This window comes from Vibrio orientalis CIP 102891 = ATCC 33934 (assembly GCF_000176235.1).
Taxonomy (GTDB): domain Bacteria; phylum Pseudomonadota; class Gammaproteobacteria; order Enterobacterales; family Vibrionaceae; genus Vibrio; species Vibrio orientalis.
Genome location: NZ_ACZV01000004.1, coordinates 822,550 through 844,286, shown reverse-complemented (window position 1 = coordinate 844,286; position 21,737 = coordinate 822,550). Strand labels below are relative to the sequence as shown.

Sequence of the window (21,737 nt, the reverse complement as noted above, 5' to 3'; positions counted from 1 at the left end):
TCTGTATTCGTGCTGTCTACAGTCGCCTGGGGCGTCTTCCATAAACATAACGAGATGCAGTACCCGCCATCTTCTCAAATCAAGATCGGGGTGTCACTCACACCACTTTCGTCGCCTTTTTTGGTAGCGGAACAGCTCGGTTTTTTCAAAGACTTAAACTTAGATGTGACACTTTACCCGTGTTCTAGTGGTGCAGCCTGTACGGAATTGATGATTGAACGAAGTGTGGACTATGCGACTGCTTCAGAGTCCGTTGTTATGTTCCAAAGTTTCGAACGAGATGATCTTTCTTTACTCGCGAGCTTTGTTGAATCAGACAACGACTTGAAACTACTAACATTAGTACCTTTTAAAATCTCAGGTGTGAAAGACTTAGCAGGCCGGAAAGTGGGGGTGGTGAAGGGGACGGCGAGTGAGTTTTATCTTGATTCCGTTCTGATCAGCAACAATGTTGAAAAAGCCTCAATCGATAAGGTGTATCTTCAGCCTCATGAATTGGTTCCGGCCTTATTATCGTATCGTGTTGAAGCCATATCGGCGTGGGAGCCAATGGGGTTTCAAGCAGACCTTCTCTCTGTCGCCGAAGTGACGAACTTAGGGGTAAAAGGTATCTATCAACTCTCCTTTAACCTTATTTCTCGCTCACCATATCTAGAGTTTGTTGACGATGAGCCCGTGCGATTGTTGCAAGCTCTGGAGTTGGCGATTGAATGGATTAATGCCAATCCCGACCAAGCACTCAAGATGATAGCGGCTCGCTTAGATATCCCACTCAACCAAGTGGAATGGTCATGGGAAGATTATTTGTTCCGCCTCTCCTTAGGAAACTCATTACTCTCAAATCTGCAACTACAAGCTCGTTGGGCGATAGAAAGCAAATTGGTCAATGCGTCTCCGCCGGATTTTAGGCAAGTGTTTTACAGCTACCCTTACCAACAACTGCTTGCGCAAAGAGATTAGACTATGCTGGATTCATTGTTTAAGAAGATGTTTATCCTATCAACGACAACCATGATGTTGACGTTGTTTATCGTGATTTCATTTTCGAAGATCAATACTCAGCAGAACATGACGAAATCAGAGTTGGATAAAATTATTGATCTACAACTTTGTGTCGATTTAGTGAGGAGTCAATTGTGGGTCTTTAAACAGTTCGGTGATAAGCCGAGCTTGGATCAAGTCGAACTCGCTCAAGCAGAACTGGATACAAAACTAACGGCATACAAAAACAGCAATATCCAGTTGGAAAATATCCAGCGTATGAACCGAAGCTTACATATGCTCATCGTTCAAGAAAAGGATTTGAATCCAGTTTTGGAGCAGAGTACAACCTCCATTGCGGCAACAAACATCAATGCAAGAAGCTTGCTCCATTCACGCTATAACATGATTGTTCAGAACATGACGGAAGAGCTCGCTTATGTCCATCAAGCCGTGCTAAACCGTAATACCGAGAATTTGAAGAGTGTTATGTCTACTGCGGCGGCTTGGTTAATTATCTGTTCGATTCTGGTCAGTGTCACCGCATGGCTGATCTTATTTAGATTTAAGTCGGGCGCAGAAGCAATGAAAAAAGCGATTATGGGCTTGGCTCAGGGGCACCTAGATACGCAAGTAGAAGCGGTTAAAATGGATAGTGAGTTTAGAGTGATTGCAAGCTTCTTCAATCAAATGACGGTTTCGCTACGCCAATCAACGGTGACGAAGAAAGAGCTTGAAGAAGAGGTGCTTCGTCAGACTCAGCAGCTTAAACATAAACAAGAACAATTAATTTTCTTGTCGGAACATGACCCACTTACAAATCTTGTTAATCGCCGCGCGTTTGATAGGCAGTTAGAGAGTGCGATAGTTAAAGCTAATCGAACCGAGTGCAAACTGGCGTTGATGTTTATCGACTTGGATGACTTTAAGTGTATTAATGATACCTACGGTCATGATGCGGGTGACTTTGTCCTTATTCAAGTCGCTGAGCGTTTGGAAGAATGTATTCGAGAGTCGGACTTTGTTGGTAGGTTAGGTGGGGATGAATTTGTTATCTGTCTCGACCTTCTCAATGACTTTAGTATCGTATCTTCCAAAGTAGCTCAAATTGAGCAAGCGATACGCGAACCAATCACTTTTCATGAGCGCACGCTACAAGTCGGAGCCAGCATTGGTGTGAGTCATTTCCCCGATCATACTAAAAATATGGATGCACTTATTTGCCTTGCTGATGAAGCGATGTACAACGCGAAAAAGACCAAAGATGAGCATTGTGAAGAGAGGCAACGTCAATGCTTAGGCACAAGCTTTGACCAAAGTGAGAACGTGATTAATCTGGTATGGCAGAAAAAATAGATTTCACATCAAACCACTCGTTTTATTACTTAGTAAAGCAGTAAGTGTAAATTTCGCTTAACACCCCAAACTCGAGGCATTTAGGCCCATTTCTCGACATTTTTATCAATTATCCGCATCTTATGCGTGTTTGATTCACATCAACTTTTAGTGAATCGTAAGGGATAGGAAGTCTAAAATGGATAAAGAACATAGCCTACGCGAGAACATGCTCGCGTTAATCTTAGGTAGCGCGCTTGTGTCGCTCGGCGTTATCTTCTTCAATAAAGTCGGTCTTTTAACCGGTGGTACTGCGGGTCTTGCCATCTTCTTAACTAAAGTCAGTAGCTTTAGTTTCGGTCAGATCTTTTTTGCGTTAAATCTACCTTTTTACATCTTATCTGTGGCTCGTATGGGCTGGCGCTTTACGCTGAACACCTTTATTGCCGTGACCATTGTTTCATTCGCGGTAGATCACTTACATCATGTGATTGAGATTGCGCGCATTGACCCACTCTACGCTGCGTTATTGGGTGGAGGGATGATTGGAATCGGCATGCTGGTTATTTTCCGTCACAAGATGAGCCTAGGTGGCTTCAATATTCTTGCGCTGTTCCTTCAAGAGCGCTACGGGATTCGAGCAGGTAAAGTTCAGATGGCTTTGGACTGCACTATCGTTGTGATGTCGCTGTTTGTCGTTGATGTTCACCTGATTCTGTTATCGGTACTTGGCGCCGTGGCGACAAACTTGATATTGGCAATGAACCACAAACCGGGTCGATATCAGCCTCAGGCTACCACTGCTTAGAGTGACAAAAGTCGAGTTAAAAGGCTTAGCATCTTGCTAAGCCTTTTTTGTCTAACCTTGGTTTAGCGTGAGATTAAACGCTGTTAAATCATTGGGTTCAATATAAAAGCCATCCTTACAAGGGGCATGCACGGTTCCCCCCATCTCGATGTTAAAGTATTTAAATACGTTCTTGAAAAATCCGTGGTAGATGGGACAAATCTCGGGGCTTGCAGAGCTCGCGACGACGTGTCCGAGCTTTCCTTCTAATTGGCGTGCCTTCGGTTTTAGTTCTGCTACATCAAGAAGTTCTGTCATACGGTCAATTAATGCCTTCATTGGTGCTGTGACAGAGTGCCAATAGACGGGAGAAGCAAAGACCAAGTGCTCAGCGGCCAGCATTTTCTCAACCAGCGGGTAAAAGTCATCGGTAGGATAGTCGTTATTGTAGTTGTATGGGGTGATCGCGAGTTCATCAATATCAACTACTTCGGCAGGGTGATGTTGAAAAAGCTCAGAGACCAGTTGAGCAGTATTTCCTTGTTTGTTGGCGCTTGAGAATAGCACTAGAGTTTTCATTTGTTGTCCTTTCAATATGAGTTCGTTGAAGGACTATAAACCCCCAACCTAGGTTGAGGTAAAGGGGTAATTTAAAGCTCTTTGATTAGATCTCGCAAGGATTCAATATGTAAGGTACCTTCTGGGAGAGTTGTATTCTGATGGTTGAAAAACACCGTGTTTAAACCGGCTGCTTTGGCTGGAGAGATATCTTTCTCTAAGTTATCACCAACCATAGTGACATCACTTGCCGCTTGACCAACAGAATCAATGATCGCCTGATAGAATTGCGGATCTTGTTTCTCTAATCCTAGATTGGCTTTACAAAAATAACCGCTGATATAAGTGTCTAGCCCGACTCGTTGAAAGGCTTGTTGTATCTCAGACTCGCTCGAATCTTGAGCACTGGTGGCAATGTAGATAGTTGAAGATTGGCTAAGGTGTTGTAGTGTTTCTTCGGCTCCTTCGACGGCTTCGACATGCGGCCAAAGGTACATTTTCCCTTTTTGGCTAGCGAAATCGATCATCAATGTGTTTCCCCAATCGAACAAATAGACCTTACTCATAGAGACTTCCTTGTAGTAAAAACAAACAAACGCGATCAAACAACCATCATATTGCTTCAAAACCCATCAAACAAAAGAAAAACGCACTTTTTTGTTTGACTCTTAAGGCTCAATCCGTAAAGTATGCAGCGAACGCCGCGGTGGGTAACTAAAGCGTTGAAAGAAAAGGGCGCCTTGGCAGAGTGGCTATGCAGCGGATTGCAAATCCGTGGACCTCGGTTCGATTCCGGGAGGCGCCTCCATTCTTTATTAAATTTTAGATGGTGTTTATTGTTCTAAACGGCATCACAAAGAAATTTGTGTGCCCTGGTGGTGGAATTGGTAGACACAAGGGATTTAAAATCCCTCGACGTTCGCGTTGTGCCGGTTCAAGTCCGGCCCGGGGCACCATCTCAATTTAGCTCTAAGAGCAACCAAATAATGGCGCCTTGGCAGAGTGGCTATGCAGCGGATTGCAAATCCGTGGACCTCGGTTCGATTCCGGGAGGCGCCTCCATTATTTCGATGAAACCAGCCTAGTGCTGGTTTTTTTGTATCTGGGGTTCAAGTAAATAAAAAGGCCACCTGCATACACAAGTGGCCTGTATTTGAAACTCGGTGATCTTAGAAGTGAACCCTAGTCTCTGTATCTTCGGTAACACTTAAGCCGCTATCCGCAGCATGGATAATAAAGTTACCTGTTAAGCCTTCTTCGGAATCGTTGTTAGCGGTACATGTATAGCCGACTGAGTATGTTCCCGGTTTTACAAAACCAAACTCATACTCGTGGGTGACACCATCATCATCTAGGGTAACATTTGCAGCAGTAATCGGTGCGACCGTCCCAGAACCAGAAAAAGAGCCCATCTCTGCTTGTGTTACATCGCCTTCATATAAGTAAACAGCGTGGCTGTAGGAAGGTGAGGACGTAGTATTCTCACAAGCTCCCATTGTACTATCGGCGACATTACCGCTAATTTCTCCAGTTTCAGCCGTGTTAACGAGCGAAACGGAAGTACGTTGAATTGTATAAGCGTTTGATGAGTTCTTCGGCTCTTTTAGGCCGCGACGTAAATCAAACTCTACAACGTAGTCATTGTTTTCATGATTTACGGTAAAAGTATCATTGAAATAAAGAACACCTGCATTATCGACCGAGCCAACGCCCTGAGGACATTTGCCTTCACCTTTTACGGTTAAAGGTGTGCTGTTGCCTGTGTTCGCTTCAACGACATAAGAAGGGAAAGTCGGGTGGTCGCCGTCATTTGCAAATAGACACAGTTTGTAATCACCTGTTGGGATGTTTTGGTTTTCAATCAGCTCTTGAGCCTCGCCGCCTTGGAAATTAAGTAGGTTGACACTTAATGGGATAGGGTCTTGGCCATCAGGAAGAGGATTGCCATTGTCGTCAATGAGATTCCCCTCGTTATCCTTCTTGTACACATCAAACAGAATTGGAGAACCTTCTCCTAATGGCAGAAATGCCACTTTGCTATAGGTCACCACAACTTCTGATACATTGTCGATTGGTGCATCTGACACCGATAGTGTGACAGGTGTGGTGTCTGTTGAAGAATCACCTGAATTACACCCAGATAGAACAAGAGCAACAGAAGCGCTCAGTAAGCCGATCTTGATTAGTTTCATATTTAACGACCTGGTTAGTTTTGATGGCCGCGAGTATACATACGGTATAGCTAAAAATAGTGAGCGATAAGTTAATAATAGGGGGGGGGAATGTCAGGGAAAAGTAGAGAAAAGTCCTACATTGATGACCGTTCCAACTCAGAGAGCTGGAACGGTGACTTCAAACATTAGACGGCCAAAGGCATCTGATCATTAGATGGGTCGTGTTTACGGTATACACGAATCAATCCGATTAACGCTAACAGCGACATCATTAACATCAGTGCTCCAAGCGGCATTTGGTTTGTCGTTGGAATAGCTGAAGCTGCGAGTGTCGCTAAGCCAGCGCCAAGGTTTTGCATACCACCGAGTACTGCGCCACCTGTACCTGCATGATAAGGCAAAGGAGAAAGCGCACCTGTTGTCGCTGCAGGGAACAAGATACCAGCACCCAAAAAGTAAATTGTTGCACCGCCAATTAACGTTAATGCGGTTGTTTGTCCCATTAAACCTGGAATAAGCACAATCAGTGAACCCGCCATGATAGAGAATAAGCCAAACATGAGTGCGCTTTTCTCATTCTTTTTCGCTGCAATGATGCTAGACAGCGCGGCACCGACTAAATACCCCGGAATAGGCATTACAAACAATAGGCTTACTGTCGTTGCAGGCAACTGGAGTACACCACCAAGCAGTACGCCCGCAGCAGCTTCGAAGATTGCGACGCCAGAGAACGTTGCAACTAAGCAGATTAAGTAACCTTGAAAACGGCGATCCGATAATACGTAACGGTAGCTGTCAGTAACGCGCTCGTAGCGGCGGTTTTCTTTTGGCAATGTTTCTTTAAAGCTGGTCATCATAGTGATCACAACAGCAATACCAAACAAGGCTAAAAACATGTAGCTAGAGCGCCAGCCAAATGCTTCAGATAAGTAGCCACCTAATACAGGTGCAATCAATGGTGAAAAGATCACACACATGCTAATTAGGCTATTTACTTTATGCAGTTCGACGCCAGAGAAAACGTCACGCGTTAATGTACGCGACATTGCACCGCCACACCCGATACCAAGACCTTGAATGAAGCTACCTGCAAGGAACCATTCGTACTGATGTGCGAATAGGGCAATGAGCGTACCGACTATATAGATAAATAGACCAACGATGATAATTGGTTTGCGGCCCAAGCGATCGGACAGCGGCCCATAAACAAACTGCGATAGGCCGTAAGGGATTAGGTAACACGCCATTACTGCTTGCAAAGCGGCTGGTGATTCCAAAAACTCAGTCGCCATGTAACCTATAGAAGGTACATACATAGTCTGAGTCATTTGACCAACAGCAGTCAAAATAGCGATCAAGAATGTTAATTTAATGACTTGGGAAGACGCGGACATTTCCAACTACACCTAAATTTAAAGCGCAAAAACGGCTAGCTTTGCGGTAACAAAGCTAATAAATAAAATATAAAAGGGAACTTTCAGGCGCGAGATATTAGAGGGACTTGGAGATGCGTGCAACGAAAAAGTGTGATCTTACGCAGGATAAATATTTTGATTTTGGATTAGAAAAACTAATCCAAAATCAAATCAATGAAAACGCCAATAATTATGCGGTTGGAAGCTTTGATAAGCACTTTCGACACAGGCAAGTGCTGTTGCTTGGCAAAGATGAAGTATCCCTTTTTTCTATTGAGAAACACCAACAAGTCTCTTTGCCTTGACTAATATCGCATTGGGCTGGCTCTTGGCAAGACGGGCATGTGTGACTTGAGATTATGCCACTCAGCTTATTGATTGCTTCTTCGCGTTCATCATCAGTGATATTACACCAGTTAACAATTTCATCCATCGTCCGGTGGCAACCGCTGCAGATGCCTTCGTTATTTTTGCATGCCGCAATACATGGTGTTTTCACTTTACATCGCCCATCTTCATTAAACTTGATGGGAATATACCTTGATTGTTTATACACGGCAAAGAATGACTAATAAGTTACTTCTCAAAACTCGGTGGTTGGTACTGAAGTGAACGATCTTGTTTCATAAAAATGTTGCTGGCAATAACACTACCAACACTAATTAGGCCTAGAGCTAGCCAAACGGTACTGCTTGGTTGCTCTGAGAATATCGGCATTGCGAGTAAAGTGGCAATTGCGGGCGTTGCTGCGCCAAAAGCGGCGGTTCGTTCTGCGCCCAACACGGATATGGCATGCAGGTAAGTGAAGGCAGCGATTAATCCAGCTCCCACTCCTTGAAGCAGAGTGTGGCCCAATAATTCCTGTAACGGCCAAGAAGAAGGCTTAGTCGCCAATAGGTGGCTGTCTAACGCACCTGTGACAGTTAAGAGAAGTAAGCTGCACAGCGACATTAGGGAAACGAGACCAGACGTCACAAGTGGGTTTAAATTAGAGACTCGCGCACAAATCGTAAATACAGCCCACATTGCACTGCCCGTCAGAAATAATAGGTGCCCCTGCAATAGCTGCGGTGATGGGTTGGTGATGCTATGAGATAAAAATGTTCCGATGCCAATGATGACAAGACTTAGGCCAAAGATACGATGGGCGCTAAGAGGTTGTTTGAACAGCATGATGGCAATGCCGGAGACAAATAAGGGCAGAGTGCCAGGAATGAGAGCACTACCATCAGCGACGGGCGCAAAGCTCATGCCTGTTCCAGCGACAAAAAGATACGGTAAGCCGCTACCAATAAACATCCCCAGAAGGTAACGTTTAGGCACCGCAGCGATGATGCTACGCGACTTAATCACAATCGGAAGTAGGACAAGGCAAGGGATCACAAAGCGCGTGAAGGCGATATCAGATGTCAGCAGTTCAGATTGAGCTCCGCTGCGTAGGGAGAGAAAAAATCCAGACCACAGTAGTAATGTGGTTGCCATTGCCAAATATCCAGAAATCATGATCATCCGTGAGTTATGTTTTAGTTCTTACTATTATGATGCGTAATCTAGGGTTAAATCTGGCAATATTACTTATGAAACTAATAAATATTGGTGGTAAGAGCTAATATTTCCCATCAAGGAGATAGAAACGTGCGGAACGGGATATGGATAAAATAGATAAACACATTTTGAGCCTGCTTCAGCAAGATGCTCGACAATCAACAGCGGACATTGCTGATAAAGTAGGTTTGTCAGCGTCCCCTTGCGCACGAAGAATAAAGCGCTTGGAAGAGTTAGGGATCATCGCCCATTATCGCGCCAGCTTAAATAAAGAACTGATCGGTGTTGGAATGACGGTTTTCGTTGAAGTAAGCCTCAACAATCACCAAGCATCGAGTATTGATGAGTTTGAATTTGCTGTGAGAGAAATGGATGAAGTGATCAGCTGCCATGTTGTATCTGGCGCGTATGATTATTTGTTGGAGGTGGTCAGCCACGACCTTACAGGGTACGAGTCATTCACCCGTAAGCTACAACGGTTAGAAAATGTCAAAGACATACACACCCATTTAGCGATTCGCCAAGTGAAAGGGGAGAGTGAGCTGCCTATTTTTAAGTCGAACTCGCGCGACTGATAGTACCTTGCTCACAAAGTTCGAACGGAGGCTCTATATGGTTTACGTTGACAGAAGTGCGATCTCTACCTTGATGTTTTGATTGATACAGCGCTAGGTCAGCACGTTTCATCCACTCTTTTATCTCTTCGAATGGTTGCGATTGAGCAATGCCGGAGCTAATGGTCATGGATAGATCTTGTGGGTATTCTGCCTGGCGAATTTTTTTATTCAGTCGATTCATCAAGGTCAGCACTGAATCTTGTTCTTGCCCTTGCACAACCAGCAAAAACTCATCCCCACCAAGCCTAAACAGTAATTCTTCGTCACTCGTGTGAGCTCTGATGATGTCTACGATACGAATAATCACTTTGTCACCGACATCGTGGCCGTAGTGATCATTGACAGACTTAAAGTTATCAATATCGATGATGACAATACACGAACAAGGGTGCTTCTTGAGAGTGCGAGTGAGGATTGTTGGTAGTTCATGGCGATTGTAAGCGCCTGTCATTGCATCGGTGACGAGCAGACTTCGGAGTTCTTGTTGAAGATTACGAATAGCGCCCACCACCACATGAACGATAATCGTGGTAACGATAAGGGACAAGAGATAACGAATGGTCACCGTGAAATCTTGATGCATAAACGCAGCAAAACCTGCCGACGAAATTAAAATGAAGTTAGTGACGATAGCTTCACTTCGGGGCAAGAGAAATATGATGCTAATTATTATTGGATAGAGCCAATAGGTTGCGAGAGTTCCGAATATTTTGATTGCCAGAACGGCAGACATGACGATAAGGGCAAGCGGAATGTAATGCCCTAGCAAAGATTTCTTGTTGTAGATAAGCGCAGTGATTTCAAGTAGCAAGGAAATTTCAAAAGCAAGTAGTACCACGCCAAGCATGATCTCCCCAATCAGAATGTTTTTAATTCCAAGGGGGATGAAGACCACTAGGGTTATTGAAGCGATAATCTTAAGTACTTGCTTTTGCTGCTGTACATCGAGAATCGCTTCATCATTTAGGTTTTCTAATCTGCTTTTTGTCATTCATGACGCCTTTTTAGCGCGTGGAACAAAGAGGGCTGTTACCTAAATAAACGTAAGCGTAAAAACACAGTTAGGCAAATAAACTATAGGACTACTCGGGCTTAGTAATACTGCCTAGCTCTAGCACCGGAGCCACGTCGATGTCTTCGGCGTTCATCATTGATGAGATGCGCTGTACTGACGAAAGCAATAGAGACTGCTCCCACTCTTCGAGTCGTTGGAACTTAGTAATAAAGCTTTGCTGCAACGGTGTTGGAGCGCTATTTAGCAATTCTTGGCCTTGCTCGGTAAGGTAGGCATGGACTTTGCGCTTATCTTTACTGCTGCGAACACGCTGAACTAACCCGTTACGCTCTAAGCGATCTAGGATAGTGGTTGCGGTCGCTTGGCTCATATTTGTATGGTCAGATAACTGTCGAATAGTGACTTCCCCTAACTCACGGATCGAGCGCATCAATATAAGCTGTGGGCCTGTCAATCCTGACTCTTTACTTAACTTTTTAGAGTGTAGGTCGATTGCTCGAATGATTTGGCGAATCGATATAAGGACTTCTTCGTGCTTTTCCAATGCGGTTCCTTTATGAATTAGTGATGAGAAGTAGGCGAAAATACATCAAATAGATGATGAAAAAAAGCCTCACACAAAACAAATTTGTGGTTAATGGGCACCTGATTGGTATGTAGTTCGTTAAACTTACTTAGAACACGAACGTTATTGTTGGAATAGTGTATAACGCATTGTTGATTATTCAATCACTGGTGTGGCGATTTTCTTAAATATGGCGAAAAAACAGCTTATTACTGGAACAATACGACAATGAGCGTACAATAATGAGAGGTGTATCAGGTTATTACATTTAGATAATCATTTTCAGCTCTAATGATTTGTCTATTGAAGGCTGATACTCAAACAGGAAAAATGCTAGAGAGGAACGATGACTAAAGGCATAGACAAGTACAGTATCGACAGCACCGATTATACAATTGGTCAAGATAACGTACAGAAGTGGGGATTTGACGTGCATAATCCGGTATTCGGATGGAGTGCAGGTCTAATAGCAGTTTTCTTAATCGCCGTTTTGGTTATGGATGCTGAGTCAGCGAAAGCGACGTTAGATGGTATCAAATGGCAAATCATAGGTAGCTTTGACTGGTTATTCATATGGTCTGGTAACATATTTGTTATCTTCTGTTTAGGTTTGATCGTTTCGCCACTAGGCAAAATTCGCCTTGGTGGTACAGATGCGACAGCCGATTACTCATACGTATCATGGTTATCGATGCTGTTTGCAGCGGGTATGGGTATCGGTCTAATGTTCTGGAGTGTTGCAGAGCCTGTCGCTTACTTCACTGGTTGGTATGAAACGCCACTGGGTGTTGAAGCGAATACTCCTGAAGCGGCTAAGTTGGCACTTGGTGCAACCATGTATCACTGGGGTCTACACCCTTGGGCAATTTATGGTGTAGTCGCACTGTCATTAGCATTCTTTGCTTACAATAAAGGCCTACCACTTTCAATCCGTTCAATTTTCTATCCAATACTTGGCGACCGCGCTTGGGGCTGGGCTGGTCACATCGTTGATATTTTGGCAGTACTTGCAACACTATTCGGTCTTGCGACGTCGCTAGGTTTAGGTGCGCAGCAGGCTGCGAGTGGTATTCACCATGTATTTGGTATTGAATCAGGTCTTGGTTTACAGATTATCGTTATCACGGTAGTGACGCTGCTAGCTGTTGTTTCAGTACTCCGTGGTATTGATGGCGGCGTAAAAGTGATCAGTAACATCAACATGATCGTGGCCTTCTTACTGCTGATCTTAGTTGCGTTGATTGGCTACGCGATTGTGCTTGGTAACATTGGTACGACACTAATGTCGTACATTGAAAACTTAATTCCTTTAAGTAACCCGCATGGCCGTGAAGATGAAGCTTGGTTCCAAGGTTGGACTGTCTTCTACTGGGCTTGGTGGATCTCTTGGTCACCATTCGTGGGTATGTTTATTGCGCGCGTTTCTAAAGGTCGTACTGTACGTGAGTTCATCACAGCAGTTCTTCTAGTACCAACGGCTGTAACCGTACTTTGGATGTCTACATTCGGTGGTATGGCGATTGAGCAGGTTATGAATGGTGTTGGTCAGTTAGGTTCAGAAGGCTTAACGGACGTGTCACTAGCAATGTTCCAAATGTTTGATGTATTGCCATTTGGCTCAATACTATCAATCATTGCGGTTATTCTAGTGTTGGTATTCTTCATTACGTCATCGGACTCTGGCTCGCTAGTTATTGATAGTATTACCGCGGGTGGTAAAGTTGATGCACCAGTGATTCAACGTGTTTTCTGGGCATTCATGGAAGGTGCCATTGCAGTTGCGCTTCTTTGGATTGGTGGTTCAGAAGCAGTACAAGCATTGCAAGCCGGTGCGATTTCTACCGCACTACCGTTTACGATTGTTCTACTGCTGATGTGTGTTAGCTTAATTTTAGGTATGCGCACAGAACGTCGTTAATCTAAAAGACATATCTAATACGCTTAGAGCCAGTCAGTTTTCCTGACTGGCTCTTTTTATTACGCGTTTTCAGACATCGTAAGTGAAATAAGTCTGATCATGCTGAGTGTTGACTTGTCGTTAGATCTCGATGGTTTAATAGGTACCAACGTATTCCGTGGTGAACCACCCACATCACAAGCGTGGTTAGGGTTACCGCAACAAAGATAGAACTGAATCGATATAAAATCGAAAAGAACGCGTCTTTTTGTTCTGGTACAAGTGAGGTTGTTAGAGGTACCGCTAAAGCAGACATGGCTGAAAACGCGATTGCGGCTTTCGCTTGGCCTTTAGTGAGCCATAAGCAGAACGGTGCCATAGCAATTGTCACGGCCAACCAAAAGAGCAAACCGTGACTGAACCAGTTGCCTAATATTAACTGCACTAGCATGCCGGCAAGACAGCCTAATGCTGTACCAATGATACGAATTTTTGCCATCGCTAACGAACCGGCCAACGTCATCGGTGTAAGAATGATCAAAATGGAAGCCTGCGCCGAAAGCGAGTCATAAAGATCGGCGACTTGGAAGACCACGAAAGCCGCCATTGCCACCACCCAGCCCATCGCAACTTGGCTAATATAATCGATATCGCTTTTAACTGGGGTGCTCACCTCTTGTTGCTGAATAGCAGACTCTGGTTCTGGGAACAGCCAGTAGGCAAGGGCACAAACAACAATATTGCCTAAGGTAATAACCCATAAATTGACGTTAAACTCTTCTATGTCGATAAAGTCATAGCTGGCGAAATTGAGTACGATAGAGCCGACTAACAGACCCATATAGCCAAATAGATAAGTTTTCGGGTTCATCATAGCGATGCATTTGAACAACATCATTATGCCCACAGCAACAAGCATTAAACTCGGGTGGAATTGTAAATACTCAAGTATAAAGGTTGCTTGTAATGTGGTCCAAAGCGCGGATAAACAGACCATTAGTAACAATGGCCAGTGGAAGTGATCCATACGACCCAAGACAAATAATGGCAACATCATCGCAAAGAAGCCGTAAGACCAACCAAACACCATGCTGAGTGCTAGGCCAAATGAGCAACCGAACCAAATTCTCATCGCTTTCATGAACGACCCCTAGTAGATGAAGTGGAACCAGCTTGCGATATGAATTTGTACCTCAGCCATGAAATGCCAAAATGGATTACTCTCTGGGTACAAAACGATAGTCGCACGAGATCCTATGAACAGTGCTGATGGTAAAGCCGCTTCGCTGTCTAGGTTGATGCGTGTGCGCTGTGCATCTCGCACCCAGCGATTGTTTACTTCGACTTTTGTTAGCGCACCATTAGGCGTTTGTTGGGCTGTTAATACCCCATAATCTTGGCTTGCTATGTCAAATGGATACGTCTCACCAGGGTAAGCATCAAAGGCCACCACCGCTCGATAGTCATCAGATAGCTTTGCGACCGATTTTTCTCGAAAATCCGCGGTTACCCACAACGAACCTGTTGGAACAAAGGTGATAATCGGCATATTGATGTTGGCCATGCTGCCTATTTCAAGCTGTAAGTTGGTAATAACACCATCACTTGGCGCAATCACTTTAGTGTTGCTGACATCAAGTTGCGCTTTTTCCAATCCATTTTTAGCGAGGCGAACCGCGGTACTTTGACCTACTGACTCGCCCAGTTGTGCCTCAATCACTTTCAAACTCTGTTTTTCTGCCTTAAGTGCCGCACGGGCAACTTGGTTTTGCGCATACGCGGCATCTAAATTTGATTGAGAGATGACTTTTTGCTTTGAGAGCTTTTGTAAACGAGCGTACTCACGATGAGCGTTGTCGTAAGTCGCTTGAGCACGGGTAATGTTCGCCAGTGCAGCTTCACGTTGAGAATAGAGTGTCGCTTCTTTCTCATAAGCAGATTGAAGTGAGAGCTCAGCTTGTTGGAGAGCAATTTGATATTTATGCGCATCGACTTGAAATAGCACGTCGCCTTCGCTGACCTGCTGATTATTTGCGACGAAAATATCGGTGACTTTACCCGACACTTCAGGCGCTAACTGCACCACATAGCCTTGGACTCGACCTTCTGTTGTGATGGGGGCATGGCGATCAGCAGTTGTGATGTAGAAAAATAGAGCAATGAATAGGACAATTAGTGTTCTCATCCAACGCTTGAATTTGTGATCAGCCGTCATGTTAGTTTCCGATATATTGTACAAAGAGAAGAGAATTATAGAGAACTTGGTCACATTTCAGTAGAATGGTGATACTAACATGAGTGACCTAAAAGTAGGACAATGAGCGTAAGTCTTGATGATATCCATTTGTTTAGCCAAACTGTAGTGCATGGTGGTATTAGTGCTGCCGCAGCGGCCAATGATATGCAGCGGTCTAAAGTGAGCCGTCGATTGCAAGAGCTAGAAAAAGCGTTGGGGTGCCAGTTACTGATTCGAACGACGCGAACGATCGAATTGACGGAGCATGGCAACCGACTGTTTGAGTTGGTTGAAAAGCCAGTCGAGCAATTGCAGCAAGGTTTGAGCGTGATGAAAGAGCATCAAAACGAGCACGCTGGCAAAGTGAGACTAGCGATCCCATCAGCGTTAATGAGCTCTGCGGCGTTCAATGCCATTATTAATGAATACACGCGGCGCTTTCCAGATATCACCATCGAGATTGAAAGCCACCAAGAGAGTGTTGATCTTCGGCGCCAGGCTTTTGATCTACAACTGTTACCTAGTGTTGTTAAAGTGACAGATGATAGCTATGTGCAGTTTAGCTTGCTGCCATATCGTAGCCACTTTGTTGCTTCTCAGAGCTATTTAGATTCGCACCCTACGATCGAAACGATTGAAGATTTGCAGCAGCATCGTTTACTGACTAATCGTTATAATGTTGCTTTATTAGGCCCGAACCTTAGCGCGGCACTTAAATCGGATGATTTGAATCTATTGCGTTCGATGGCAATTGCGGGAAATGGCATCGCATTATTACCCCAAGTTCATTCAATGCCAGCGCTCAAAGAGGGCAGTTTAGTTGAAGTGCTTCCGCAGTTTACGCATCCAAAACAGCATCTGACTTTAATTTACCCATCTGCGTTGTTCTTGCCGAATAAGGTCAAAGTACTGATTGAAATGTTTCGTGCGTATTTTCAATAACGTGTTGATGATGAAGCTATAAAAAGGAGCCTATCATTGGCTCCTTTTCAATTCATCACTATTGCTTACGAAGTTGGTAATGCTGTGCTAGATCACCTTGAATGCGTTCCCCATTCATGTCGAGCATAAATAGGATATTTTCGCCGACAAAATAGTGGTTAGCGCCACTTTCATTTTCTAGTGTGATGGTATTGCCTTGATCGTTCCAGCTTAGCTGACCTTGTGATTCAAAAGTGCCATTTTCTTTACCGAGATAGGCTTGCTGGATACTGTAGCTGCCATCGTGATTAAGCGTGATTTTTGTCTCGATACCTTGGCAGTCAGCACAAGGAAGAGTGCCGATATAAGTTCCATTCCAATCAAGGGCAGTATTAGCGCTGTGTCCATCATTGCTCCCAACTTCAACGGCAGACGCTACCGCCGCGGCTTGCTGTGTTTCATTCGCTGAGGGTGTTTGCTCATCCTGACAGCCTGCCAAGATAAATACTGCACTAGTGATGAATAATAGGGCCTTTTTCATTGTCGCTACCTTAAGTCGATGCGGAAGCCTTTATAGTAGCGAGGGGGAGATTGCCTTAGTCAGAAATTGGTAAGATATTGATGAGGTCAGAGTGATTTATTCGGAATAAGAGTTCAGCCTAGGTAGCCGTACAGGAGCTTCGCTCTGCGCGCCATCTAGGCTGATTGAGAGAGTCCACCTAAATCCAAAGTTTGCCAATTGGCATTTTTCGTTCGTAGTGATGGGCGAGTTGTGCTTGAAGCAATTCCGCCGTTGCAACCGCGTCTGTCAGCGCATGATGGGGTGTATATTGGGGCAAACCATAACGTGATCGGCTTGCGCCAAGACGAACGGAAGCGGGCTTCTTACCAAGTATTTTGTTAAACAGTCCACCACTTTGTTTCTGCTGCAGTTGTGTCTCGATATGCATGGTATCAACGACGGGAAACTCTATCCCTTCCTTAATTCTCGCCATCAAAGCTTTATCAAAAAATTCTCGCTCAATGCGCTGATAATGCACAACCATGATTTTACCTGACATCTGCTCTAATACTTGCTCGTAAATTCCAGAAAGATCGGGGGCATCGAGCACGTCAGAGTGAGTAATACCGTGGATAACCACCGATTCTTCGGCCAGTTGTTTACGCGGTCGTACTGTCCAATGCTGCGCTTGGTTGATAAAGATACGATTAAGGTTAAAAGGAACGGTACCAATCGTGATAATGTCATCGTTATCGGAATCGAGCCCGGTAGTTTCAAAATCCATGGCAAGAAACTGCACATCCTCTAGTGGCGTGTTCGGGTCTGGCACCCCTGCTTGGTAATAATGTTTCAAGCTAGGATTCTTAATCACTTCTACCTTGCGACTGAATTTGGCTGGCCAATCGATCGAGGGAGGCGACATCAATTTATTAATCATTCATGCCTCACTTAAAGTTATTGCTAGCTTGATAACGGAACTTTAAGAAGTTTTGCGCATTACTCAAAATTTGGAAGGCATCTTTCAGGTTACGTCGTTCGAAATCAGAGAGGTTCTCTGGCTCGATGTTGTTATCGGGCTCAATTTCATTTTCGACATCTAGGGCTTGGTGCCTGATACGAACCATTGAAATAAACTCAAGAGCATCGCTTAAATCACGCGCTTTGCCTTTCGGCAGAATACCTGCCTCATGAATATCATCTAATCGCTCAAAGGAGTTCTTAGAGCGGGAGCCAACAGCTAAAGCGTGAACGCGGATTAAATCGGCGAGTGGTGCAGTACCGCGGCGTTTAAGGTTGATGGAGTTTTTGTGCTGGCCATCTTTTTCCATCACGAAGTCTTTAAAGAAACCGAGCGGAGGGGTTCGGTTCATCGCATTTCGTGCTAAACAAGCTAAGAAGCGGTTGTTTTTACGTGCTCGTCTTACGATGAAGCCATTGAGTTGCTCAGCCCATTTCAAGCGGCCATAAACGCCCTCAAGGTCAAAGAAGATAGAAGCGTTGAGCAGCGCTTTAGGGTTTGGATCATCAATCCAGTCGGCGAAACACTCTTCCCATTCTGTTCGAGTCATACGCCACTCTGGGTTTGTTGCCATAATGTCGCCGGTACAGTAGGTGTAGCCACATTTGTCTAATCCATCACAAACAAGTGCTGACAGTTTCGCGAAGTAGGCATCGTGTTCTTCTTTGACGTAAGTGTTATCAAGAATAATGGCATTGTCTTGGTCTGTGACTAGTAGTTGTTCATCACGCCCCATAGAACCTAATGCAACAAAACAATACGGGACGGGGGGCTCACCCAGTTCCTCTTCTGCAAGTTCGATAATGCGTTGCTTGAAGCTTCTACCGATAACCGACATTGCACTGCCAACCATGTGAGAGTTCGCGTCTTCATTGACAAGGCGGACGAAACTGTCTTTAACTTGTTCCGATAAGGCCGCTAGCTCTTCGATGGATTGCTGTTGGAAGATACTACTTACTAGCAACAGTGAGTTTTGAGACTCATAGCGAACGATATCGGTCGCCTCAATAATACCAATAGGTTGCTTGTCTTTGAGCACTGGAAGATGGTGTACGTTGTAACGCAGCATAGTCAGCATAGCTTCATATACGTACGCGTTGTGATCAAGTGAAATGACTTCGGTGGTCATTACACTGGACACTTCATCATTAGGATCTAAACCTTGGGCGAGCACACGAGTACATAAATCTCTGTCGGTGATGATACCGACGAGAGGATTGTTGTCATCTTCATCATCGTCAGCCACTTCTGGATCAATAACGAGCAGTGACGACACGTTCTCTTCGGCCATCTTGATTGCGGCATTTTGAATCGACTCTGTTTTTGGAATCGATGGCGCTTCGGTTGTCAGTAGCGTGCGTACTTTAGAAGTCGTTAAATCATTTTGTTCATTACTATTTGAAACCGTCTGACGCAGGCGTGCATTATCTTCTACCTCGACGAAATCGGCGAATGATTCATGATTGTCGTACAGCTCCTGGAATACGTCTGCAGGAATACAATAGAGTAGGCTGTCTTTGGTTGCTTTAGCAGGAAAACGGACTTTATTGTTGGTTAACAGCCCCATCTGACCAAACAGTGCACCTTCATCAAGGCGGTTGTATAGTTCGCCTTTACGACGATAGACTTCAATGACGCCGCTTCTCACCATGTAGAGATCCTGAATCTCATCCCCAAAGTGGATGACCGGAGTATCTTCACGATAGTAGGAGATCTCTACGTGTTCAGTCACGTAGTTAAGGACATCATCTTCTAGTTCGTCAAATGGAGGGTGTTGGGAAAGGAAGTTTTTAATTTCCAGTAGCTCTGCTTCCATGAAAAATCCAATTCTTCGAGGGTGTTAGTTTCATGGTACATGATCTTGACGTTAAGTTCATGATTTGTCCACGTGGCAGAAAGAAAAGAGGCTTAACCTGACAAGCTAAGCCTCTAATGATAGAAGGTAGGGTGTTATCTCGTTGTTAACTCAGACCAATGATGTTTCCATGGTCATCAAGATCTAGGTTCATGAATGCGGGTCTGTCAGGTAAACCCGGCATTGTCATAACATTGCCGCATAGCGCGTAGATGAACCCTGCGCCAGCACAAAGCTTAAGTTCGCGAATATGAACCTCAAAGCCACTCGGAGCGCCTTTAATGCTGCCGTCGGTAGAGATAGAAAGGGGCGTTTTTGCCAAGCATACTGCTAACTGATCGTAGCCATGGTTCTTAAGGTCCGCGAGCTGTTGTTTAGCTTTGTTACTAAGGGTAATGCTTGCGGCACCGTATCCTGCTTCCGCTACTGCCATCAGTTTTTCTTCTGTCGTTTGCTCAAACTGATAAAGAGGAGCAAAACGATTTTGACCTTCACACTGAGCCATGACTTTTTCGGCTAATTCAACGGTGCCAGCTCCGCCTTTTGCAAAGCCTTCACTGATCGCTACTTCAACGTTGTTTGGCAGTGACTCAACCAACTCTTTTAGCATTTGAAGTTCTTGCTCGCTGTCTTGTGGAAAGCGGTTAATTGCGACAACCGCAGGCACGCCATATTTATTGACATTGTTGATGTGCCATTTCAAATTTTCGAATCCTGCGGATAAGGCGTTCGGATCAGGTTCAAATAGAGAGTCGGGAATCGCTTGGCCTGGCTTTAGGTCGTATAACCCTGAATTGGCTTTGAGTCCACGCAGCGTCGCGACAATGACCGCGCAGTCTGGCGCTTTGCCTGAGACTTGCGCTTTGATGTTACACGCTTTTTCAAAGCCCATATCTGAACCAAAGCCACCTTCGGTCACCGTGAATTCACTTAGCTTGGTGGCGATATTATCGGCAATGATTGACGAGTTACCATGAGCGATGTTCGCAAATGGCCCAGCATGGATCAGAGTAGGAACACCTTCAAGGGTTTGCATTAACGTTGGCTCAATGGCTTCCTTCATGCTGACCGCCATAGCTCCTGCAACCTGAAGATCTTCAGTGGTCACAGGCTTACCGTCAGTATTGTAAGCAACAACGATATTGCCAATACGCTGCCTCAGATCTTTTAGGTCTGTTGAGAGTGCTAAGATCGCCATAAGTTCTGATGCCGCTGAGATATCAAAGCCATCTTCACGCTCGTAGCCATTGATTAACTTACCTGGCTCGTTGTGACCGACGGTTACCATTCGTAGAGCGCGATCATTGTGGTCCATGACGCGTTTCCATATGACACGTTTTGCATCGATACGTAGAGCGGTTAACCCACTACGAGCTTCAAAGTCGTCATAACCATTGCGCTGCTCATGGTAGATGCGAGCGTCAATCGCCGCCGCCGCGAGGTTATGAGCGGCAGTCACAGCATGAATGTCACCAGTAAGATGCAAGTTAAGCTCTTCCATAGGAGCGACTTGCGAGTAACCGCCGCCTGCCGCGCCACCTTTGACACCAAATACTGGTCCCATTGACGGTTGACGGATGCATGCAGTGACGGAGCGATTAAGTTTAGCGATGCCTTGAGCTAGGCCAATGGTCGTGACGGTTTTACCTTCACCTAATGGGGTAGGAGTAATTGCCGTGACCAAGATGAGTTTGCCAGTGTCACATTGCTTTAAGCGCTTGAGGCTAGCTAAAGAAACCTTTGCTTTGAATTTGCCTTGGCTTGCGTACTCGCCTTCAAGTAGTCCAGCTTTGCTAGCAATCTCTGTGATAGGTGACAGTGGTGTGTTTCGACAGATATCAATATCGGACAGCATAAAACCCTCGAAGTAAGCACGAATTAAAGTTAAGCAAACGTTTGCGTTGAGATGATATCGGCAAAAATATCTTTGTAAAGTAGGCTGAGGCAGTTGGTTGTCTCTGTTGGGGGATTATACGTTGTACACCTGATCCAAATCAAAAGAATCGTACGCATTTTGAATAAAACACGCGGTTTATTCAGAATTCTGCCGATAGAAAAAGCGCCCATGGACGGGCGCTTTCTTGGTTAAATTGTGGTGTTAAAACCAATCGTCTTCAGGGAAGATCTTCCCTTCTGGAGCGTATGGATCATCATCAAAGGGGTGTGCCGCTTTACTTCGCAAGCTATCCAGTTGATGTTCAAGCATTTGTACGGTGTCGTAATCACCTTCAGAACATGCAACGTAGATCTGTTGCTCCAGTGCTCTAATGCTATCGTCGATACCCATAGAAGCCTCCCTATGCGTTGTTGCGCTTT

General features: G+C 44.8%; 21 protein-coding genes and 3 tRNA genes. 9 read left to right on the top strand and 15 right to left on the bottom strand.

Annotated elements, in window-relative coordinates; all coding sequences use genetic code 11:
* The first annotated feature begins 54 nt into the window (after window positions 1-54).
* The 3 genes from VIA_RS07225 (at window position 55) to VIA_RS07215 (ending at window position 3,124) form a co-directional block, all read left to right on the top strand.
* Window positions 55-960: an ABC transporter substrate-binding protein gene (locus VIA_RS07225; RefSeq protein ID WP_004416189.1), complete on the top strand. Its 906-nt coding sequence runs from the start codon at window positions 55-57 to the stop codon at window positions 958-960.
* A 3-nt stretch (window positions 961-963) separates the two neighbouring features.
* Window positions 964-2,337, top strand: coding sequence for a diguanylate cyclase domain-containing protein (locus VIA_RS07220; protein WP_004412104.1), 1,374 nt, complete (start codon window positions 964-966; stop codon window positions 2,335-2,337).
* Between the two features lie 178 nt (window positions 2,338-2,515).
* Window positions 2,516-3,124 carry a YitT family protein gene (locus VIA_RS07215; protein WP_004412102.1) on the top strand — a complete coding sequence of 203 codons (609 nt, stop codon included), beginning with the start codon at window positions 2,516-2,518 and terminating at the stop codon, window positions 3,122-3,124.
* A 51-nt stretch (window positions 3,125-3,175) separates the two neighbouring features.
* Here VIA_RS07215 and VIA_RS07210 read toward each other — a convergent pair whose 3' ends face one another.
* Entirely contained in the window at window positions 3,176-3,682 is a 507-nt protein-coding gene (locus VIA_RS07210) for a flavodoxin family protein (protein ID WP_004412101.1), read from the bottom strand.
* Between the two features lie 71 nt (window positions 3,683-3,753).
* Window positions 3,754-4,227: an HAD family hydrolase gene (locus tag VIA_RS07205; RefSeq protein ID WP_004412099.1), complete on the bottom strand. Its 474-nt coding sequence runs from the start codon at window positions 4,225-4,227 to the stop codon at window positions 3,754-3,756.
* A gap of 168 nt (window positions 4,228-4,395) precedes the next feature.
* Here VIA_RS07205 and VIA_RS07200 point away from each other — a divergent pair.
* The 3 genes from VIA_RS07200 (at window position 4,396) to VIA_RS07190 (ending at window position 4,723) form a co-directional block, all read left to right on the top strand.
* Window positions 4,396-4,469 (top strand) — tRNA-Cys (locus VIA_RS07200).
* A gap of 61 nt (window positions 4,470-4,530) precedes the next feature.
* Window positions 4,531-4,617: transfer RNA gene (locus tag VIA_RS07195), tRNA-Leu, on the top strand.
* Window positions 4,618-4,649: 32 nt separating this feature from the next.
* Window positions 4,650-4,723, top strand: a tRNA-Cys gene (locus VIA_RS07190).
* Between the two features lie 107 nt (window positions 4,724-4,830).
* Here VIA_RS07190 and VIA_RS07185 read toward each other — a convergent pair.
* From VIA_RS07185 to VIA_RS07170, 4 genes are all read right to left on the bottom strand, one after another.
* Window positions 4,831-5,853, bottom strand: coding sequence for a DUF4382 domain-containing protein (locus tag VIA_RS07185; RefSeq protein WP_004412098.1), 1,023 nt, complete (start codon window positions 5,851-5,853; stop codon window positions 4,831-4,833).
* A gap of 167 nt (window positions 5,854-6,020) precedes the next feature.
* The gene (gene emrD / locus VIA_RS07180; RefSeq protein WP_004412096.1) at window positions 6,021-7,229 is read right to left on the bottom strand and encodes a multidrug efflux MFS transporter EmrD; all 1,209 of its coding nucleotides are present in this window, start codon (window positions 7,227-7,229) and stop codon (window positions 6,021-6,023) included.
* A gap of 211 nt (window positions 7,230-7,440) precedes the next feature.
* Window positions 7,441-7,749 carry a cysteine-rich CWC family protein gene (locus tag VIA_RS21650; RefSeq protein WP_004416195.1) on the bottom strand — a complete coding sequence of 103 codons (309 nt, stop codon included), beginning with the start codon at window positions 7,747-7,749 and terminating at the stop codon, window positions 7,441-7,443.
* A gap of 77 nt (window positions 7,750-7,826) precedes the next feature.
* Window positions 7,827-8,732: a DMT family transporter gene (locus tag VIA_RS07170; protein WP_038210767.1), complete on the bottom strand. Its 906-nt coding sequence runs from the start codon at window positions 8,730-8,732 to the stop codon at window positions 7,827-7,829.
* Between the two features lie 167 nt (window positions 8,733-8,899).
* Here VIA_RS07170 and VIA_RS07165 point away from each other — a divergent pair, with 167 nt between their 5' ends.
* The gene (locus VIA_RS07165; protein WP_004412091.1) at window positions 8,900-9,370 is read left to right on the top strand and encodes an Lrp/AsnC family transcriptional regulator; all 471 of its coding nucleotides are present in this window, start codon (window positions 8,900-8,902) and stop codon (window positions 9,368-9,370) included.
* On the opposite strand, the gene VIA_RS07160 is transcribed toward VIA_RS07165, so the two are convergent.
* Both VIA_RS07160 and VIA_RS07155 read right to left on the bottom strand, forming a co-directional pair.
* Window positions 9,348-10,403 (bottom strand): GGDEF domain-containing protein, encoded by a 1,056-nt coding sequence (locus VIA_RS07160; protein WP_004412090.1) that lies wholly within the window; start codon window positions 10,401-10,403, stop codon window positions 9,348-9,350. The genes VIA_RS07165 and VIA_RS07160 overlap by 23 nt on opposite strands.
* 91 nt (window positions 10,404-10,494) lie before the next feature.
* Window positions 10,495-10,971, bottom strand: coding sequence for a MarR family winged helix-turn-helix transcriptional regulator (locus VIA_RS07155; RefSeq protein ID WP_004412088.1), 477 nt, complete (start codon window positions 10,969-10,971; stop codon window positions 10,495-10,497).
* Between the two features lie 367 nt (window positions 10,972-11,338).
* Here VIA_RS07155 and VIA_RS07150 point away from each other — a divergent pair, with 367 nt between their 5' ends.
* Window positions 11,339-12,910: a BCCT family transporter gene (locus tag VIA_RS07150; RefSeq protein ID WP_004412086.1), complete on the top strand. Its 1,572-nt coding sequence runs from the start codon at window positions 11,339-11,341 to the stop codon at window positions 12,908-12,910.
* A gap of 97 nt (window positions 12,911-13,007) precedes the next feature.
* Here the strand turns inward: VIA_RS07150 and VIA_RS07145 are convergent, their stop codons facing one another.
* Both VIA_RS07145 and VIA_RS07140 read right to left on the bottom strand, forming a co-directional pair.
* Window positions 13,008-14,030, bottom strand: coding sequence for a DUF2955 domain-containing protein (locus VIA_RS07145; protein WP_004412084.1), 1,023 nt, complete (start codon window positions 14,028-14,030; stop codon window positions 13,008-13,010).
* Between the two features lie 9 nt (window positions 14,031-14,039).
* The gene (locus tag VIA_RS07140; RefSeq protein ID WP_004412083.1) at window positions 14,040-15,104 is read right to left on the bottom strand and encodes an HlyD family secretion protein; all 1,065 of its coding nucleotides are present in this window, start codon (window positions 15,102-15,104) and stop codon (window positions 14,040-14,042) included.
* Between the two features lie 102 nt (window positions 15,105-15,206).
* Here VIA_RS07140 and VIA_RS07135 point away from each other — a divergent pair, with 102 nt between their 5' ends.
* Window positions 15,207-16,067, top strand: coding sequence for a LysR family transcriptional regulator (locus tag VIA_RS07135; RefSeq protein WP_004412081.1), 861 nt, complete (start codon window positions 15,207-15,209; stop codon window positions 16,065-16,067).
* 58 nt (window positions 16,068-16,125) lie between these two features.
* Here VIA_RS07135 and VIA_RS07130 read toward each other — a convergent pair whose 3' ends face one another.
* The 5 genes from VIA_RS07130 to VIA_RS07110 all read right to left on the bottom strand — a co-directional run bounded on the left by VIA_RS07130 (window position 16,126) and on the right by VIA_RS07110 (window position 21,708).
* Complete coding sequence (locus VIA_RS07130; RefSeq protein ID WP_004412080.1) at window positions 16,126-16,587, bottom strand: copper resistance protein NlpE; 462 nt, start codon at window positions 16,585-16,587, stop codon at window positions 16,126-16,128.
* 178 nt (window positions 16,588-16,765) lie between these two features.
* Window positions 16,766-17,485: a 3'-5' exonuclease gene (locus VIA_RS07125; RefSeq protein ID WP_004412079.1), complete on the bottom strand. Its 720-nt coding sequence runs from the start codon at window positions 17,483-17,485 to the stop codon at window positions 16,766-16,768.
* A gap of 7 nt (window positions 17,486-17,492) precedes the next feature.
* Window positions 17,493-19,382, bottom strand: coding sequence for a DUF294 nucleotidyltransferase-like domain-containing protein (locus VIA_RS07120; RefSeq protein WP_004412077.1), 1,890 nt, complete (start codon window positions 19,380-19,382; stop codon window positions 17,493-17,495).
* A gap of 145 nt (window positions 19,383-19,527) precedes the next feature.
* On the bottom strand, window positions 19,528-21,276 hold the full coding sequence (locus VIA_RS07115) for a formate--tetrahydrofolate ligase (RefSeq protein WP_004412075.1): 1,749 nt from the start codon (window positions 21,274-21,276) through the stop codon (window positions 19,528-19,530).
* A gap of 243 nt (window positions 21,277-21,519) precedes the next feature.
* Complete coding sequence (locus VIA_RS07110) at window positions 21,520-21,708, bottom strand: hypothetical protein (RefSeq protein ID WP_004412074.1); 189 nt, start codon at window positions 21,706-21,708, stop codon at window positions 21,520-21,522.
* Window positions 21,709-21,737 lie beyond the last annotated feature (29 nt).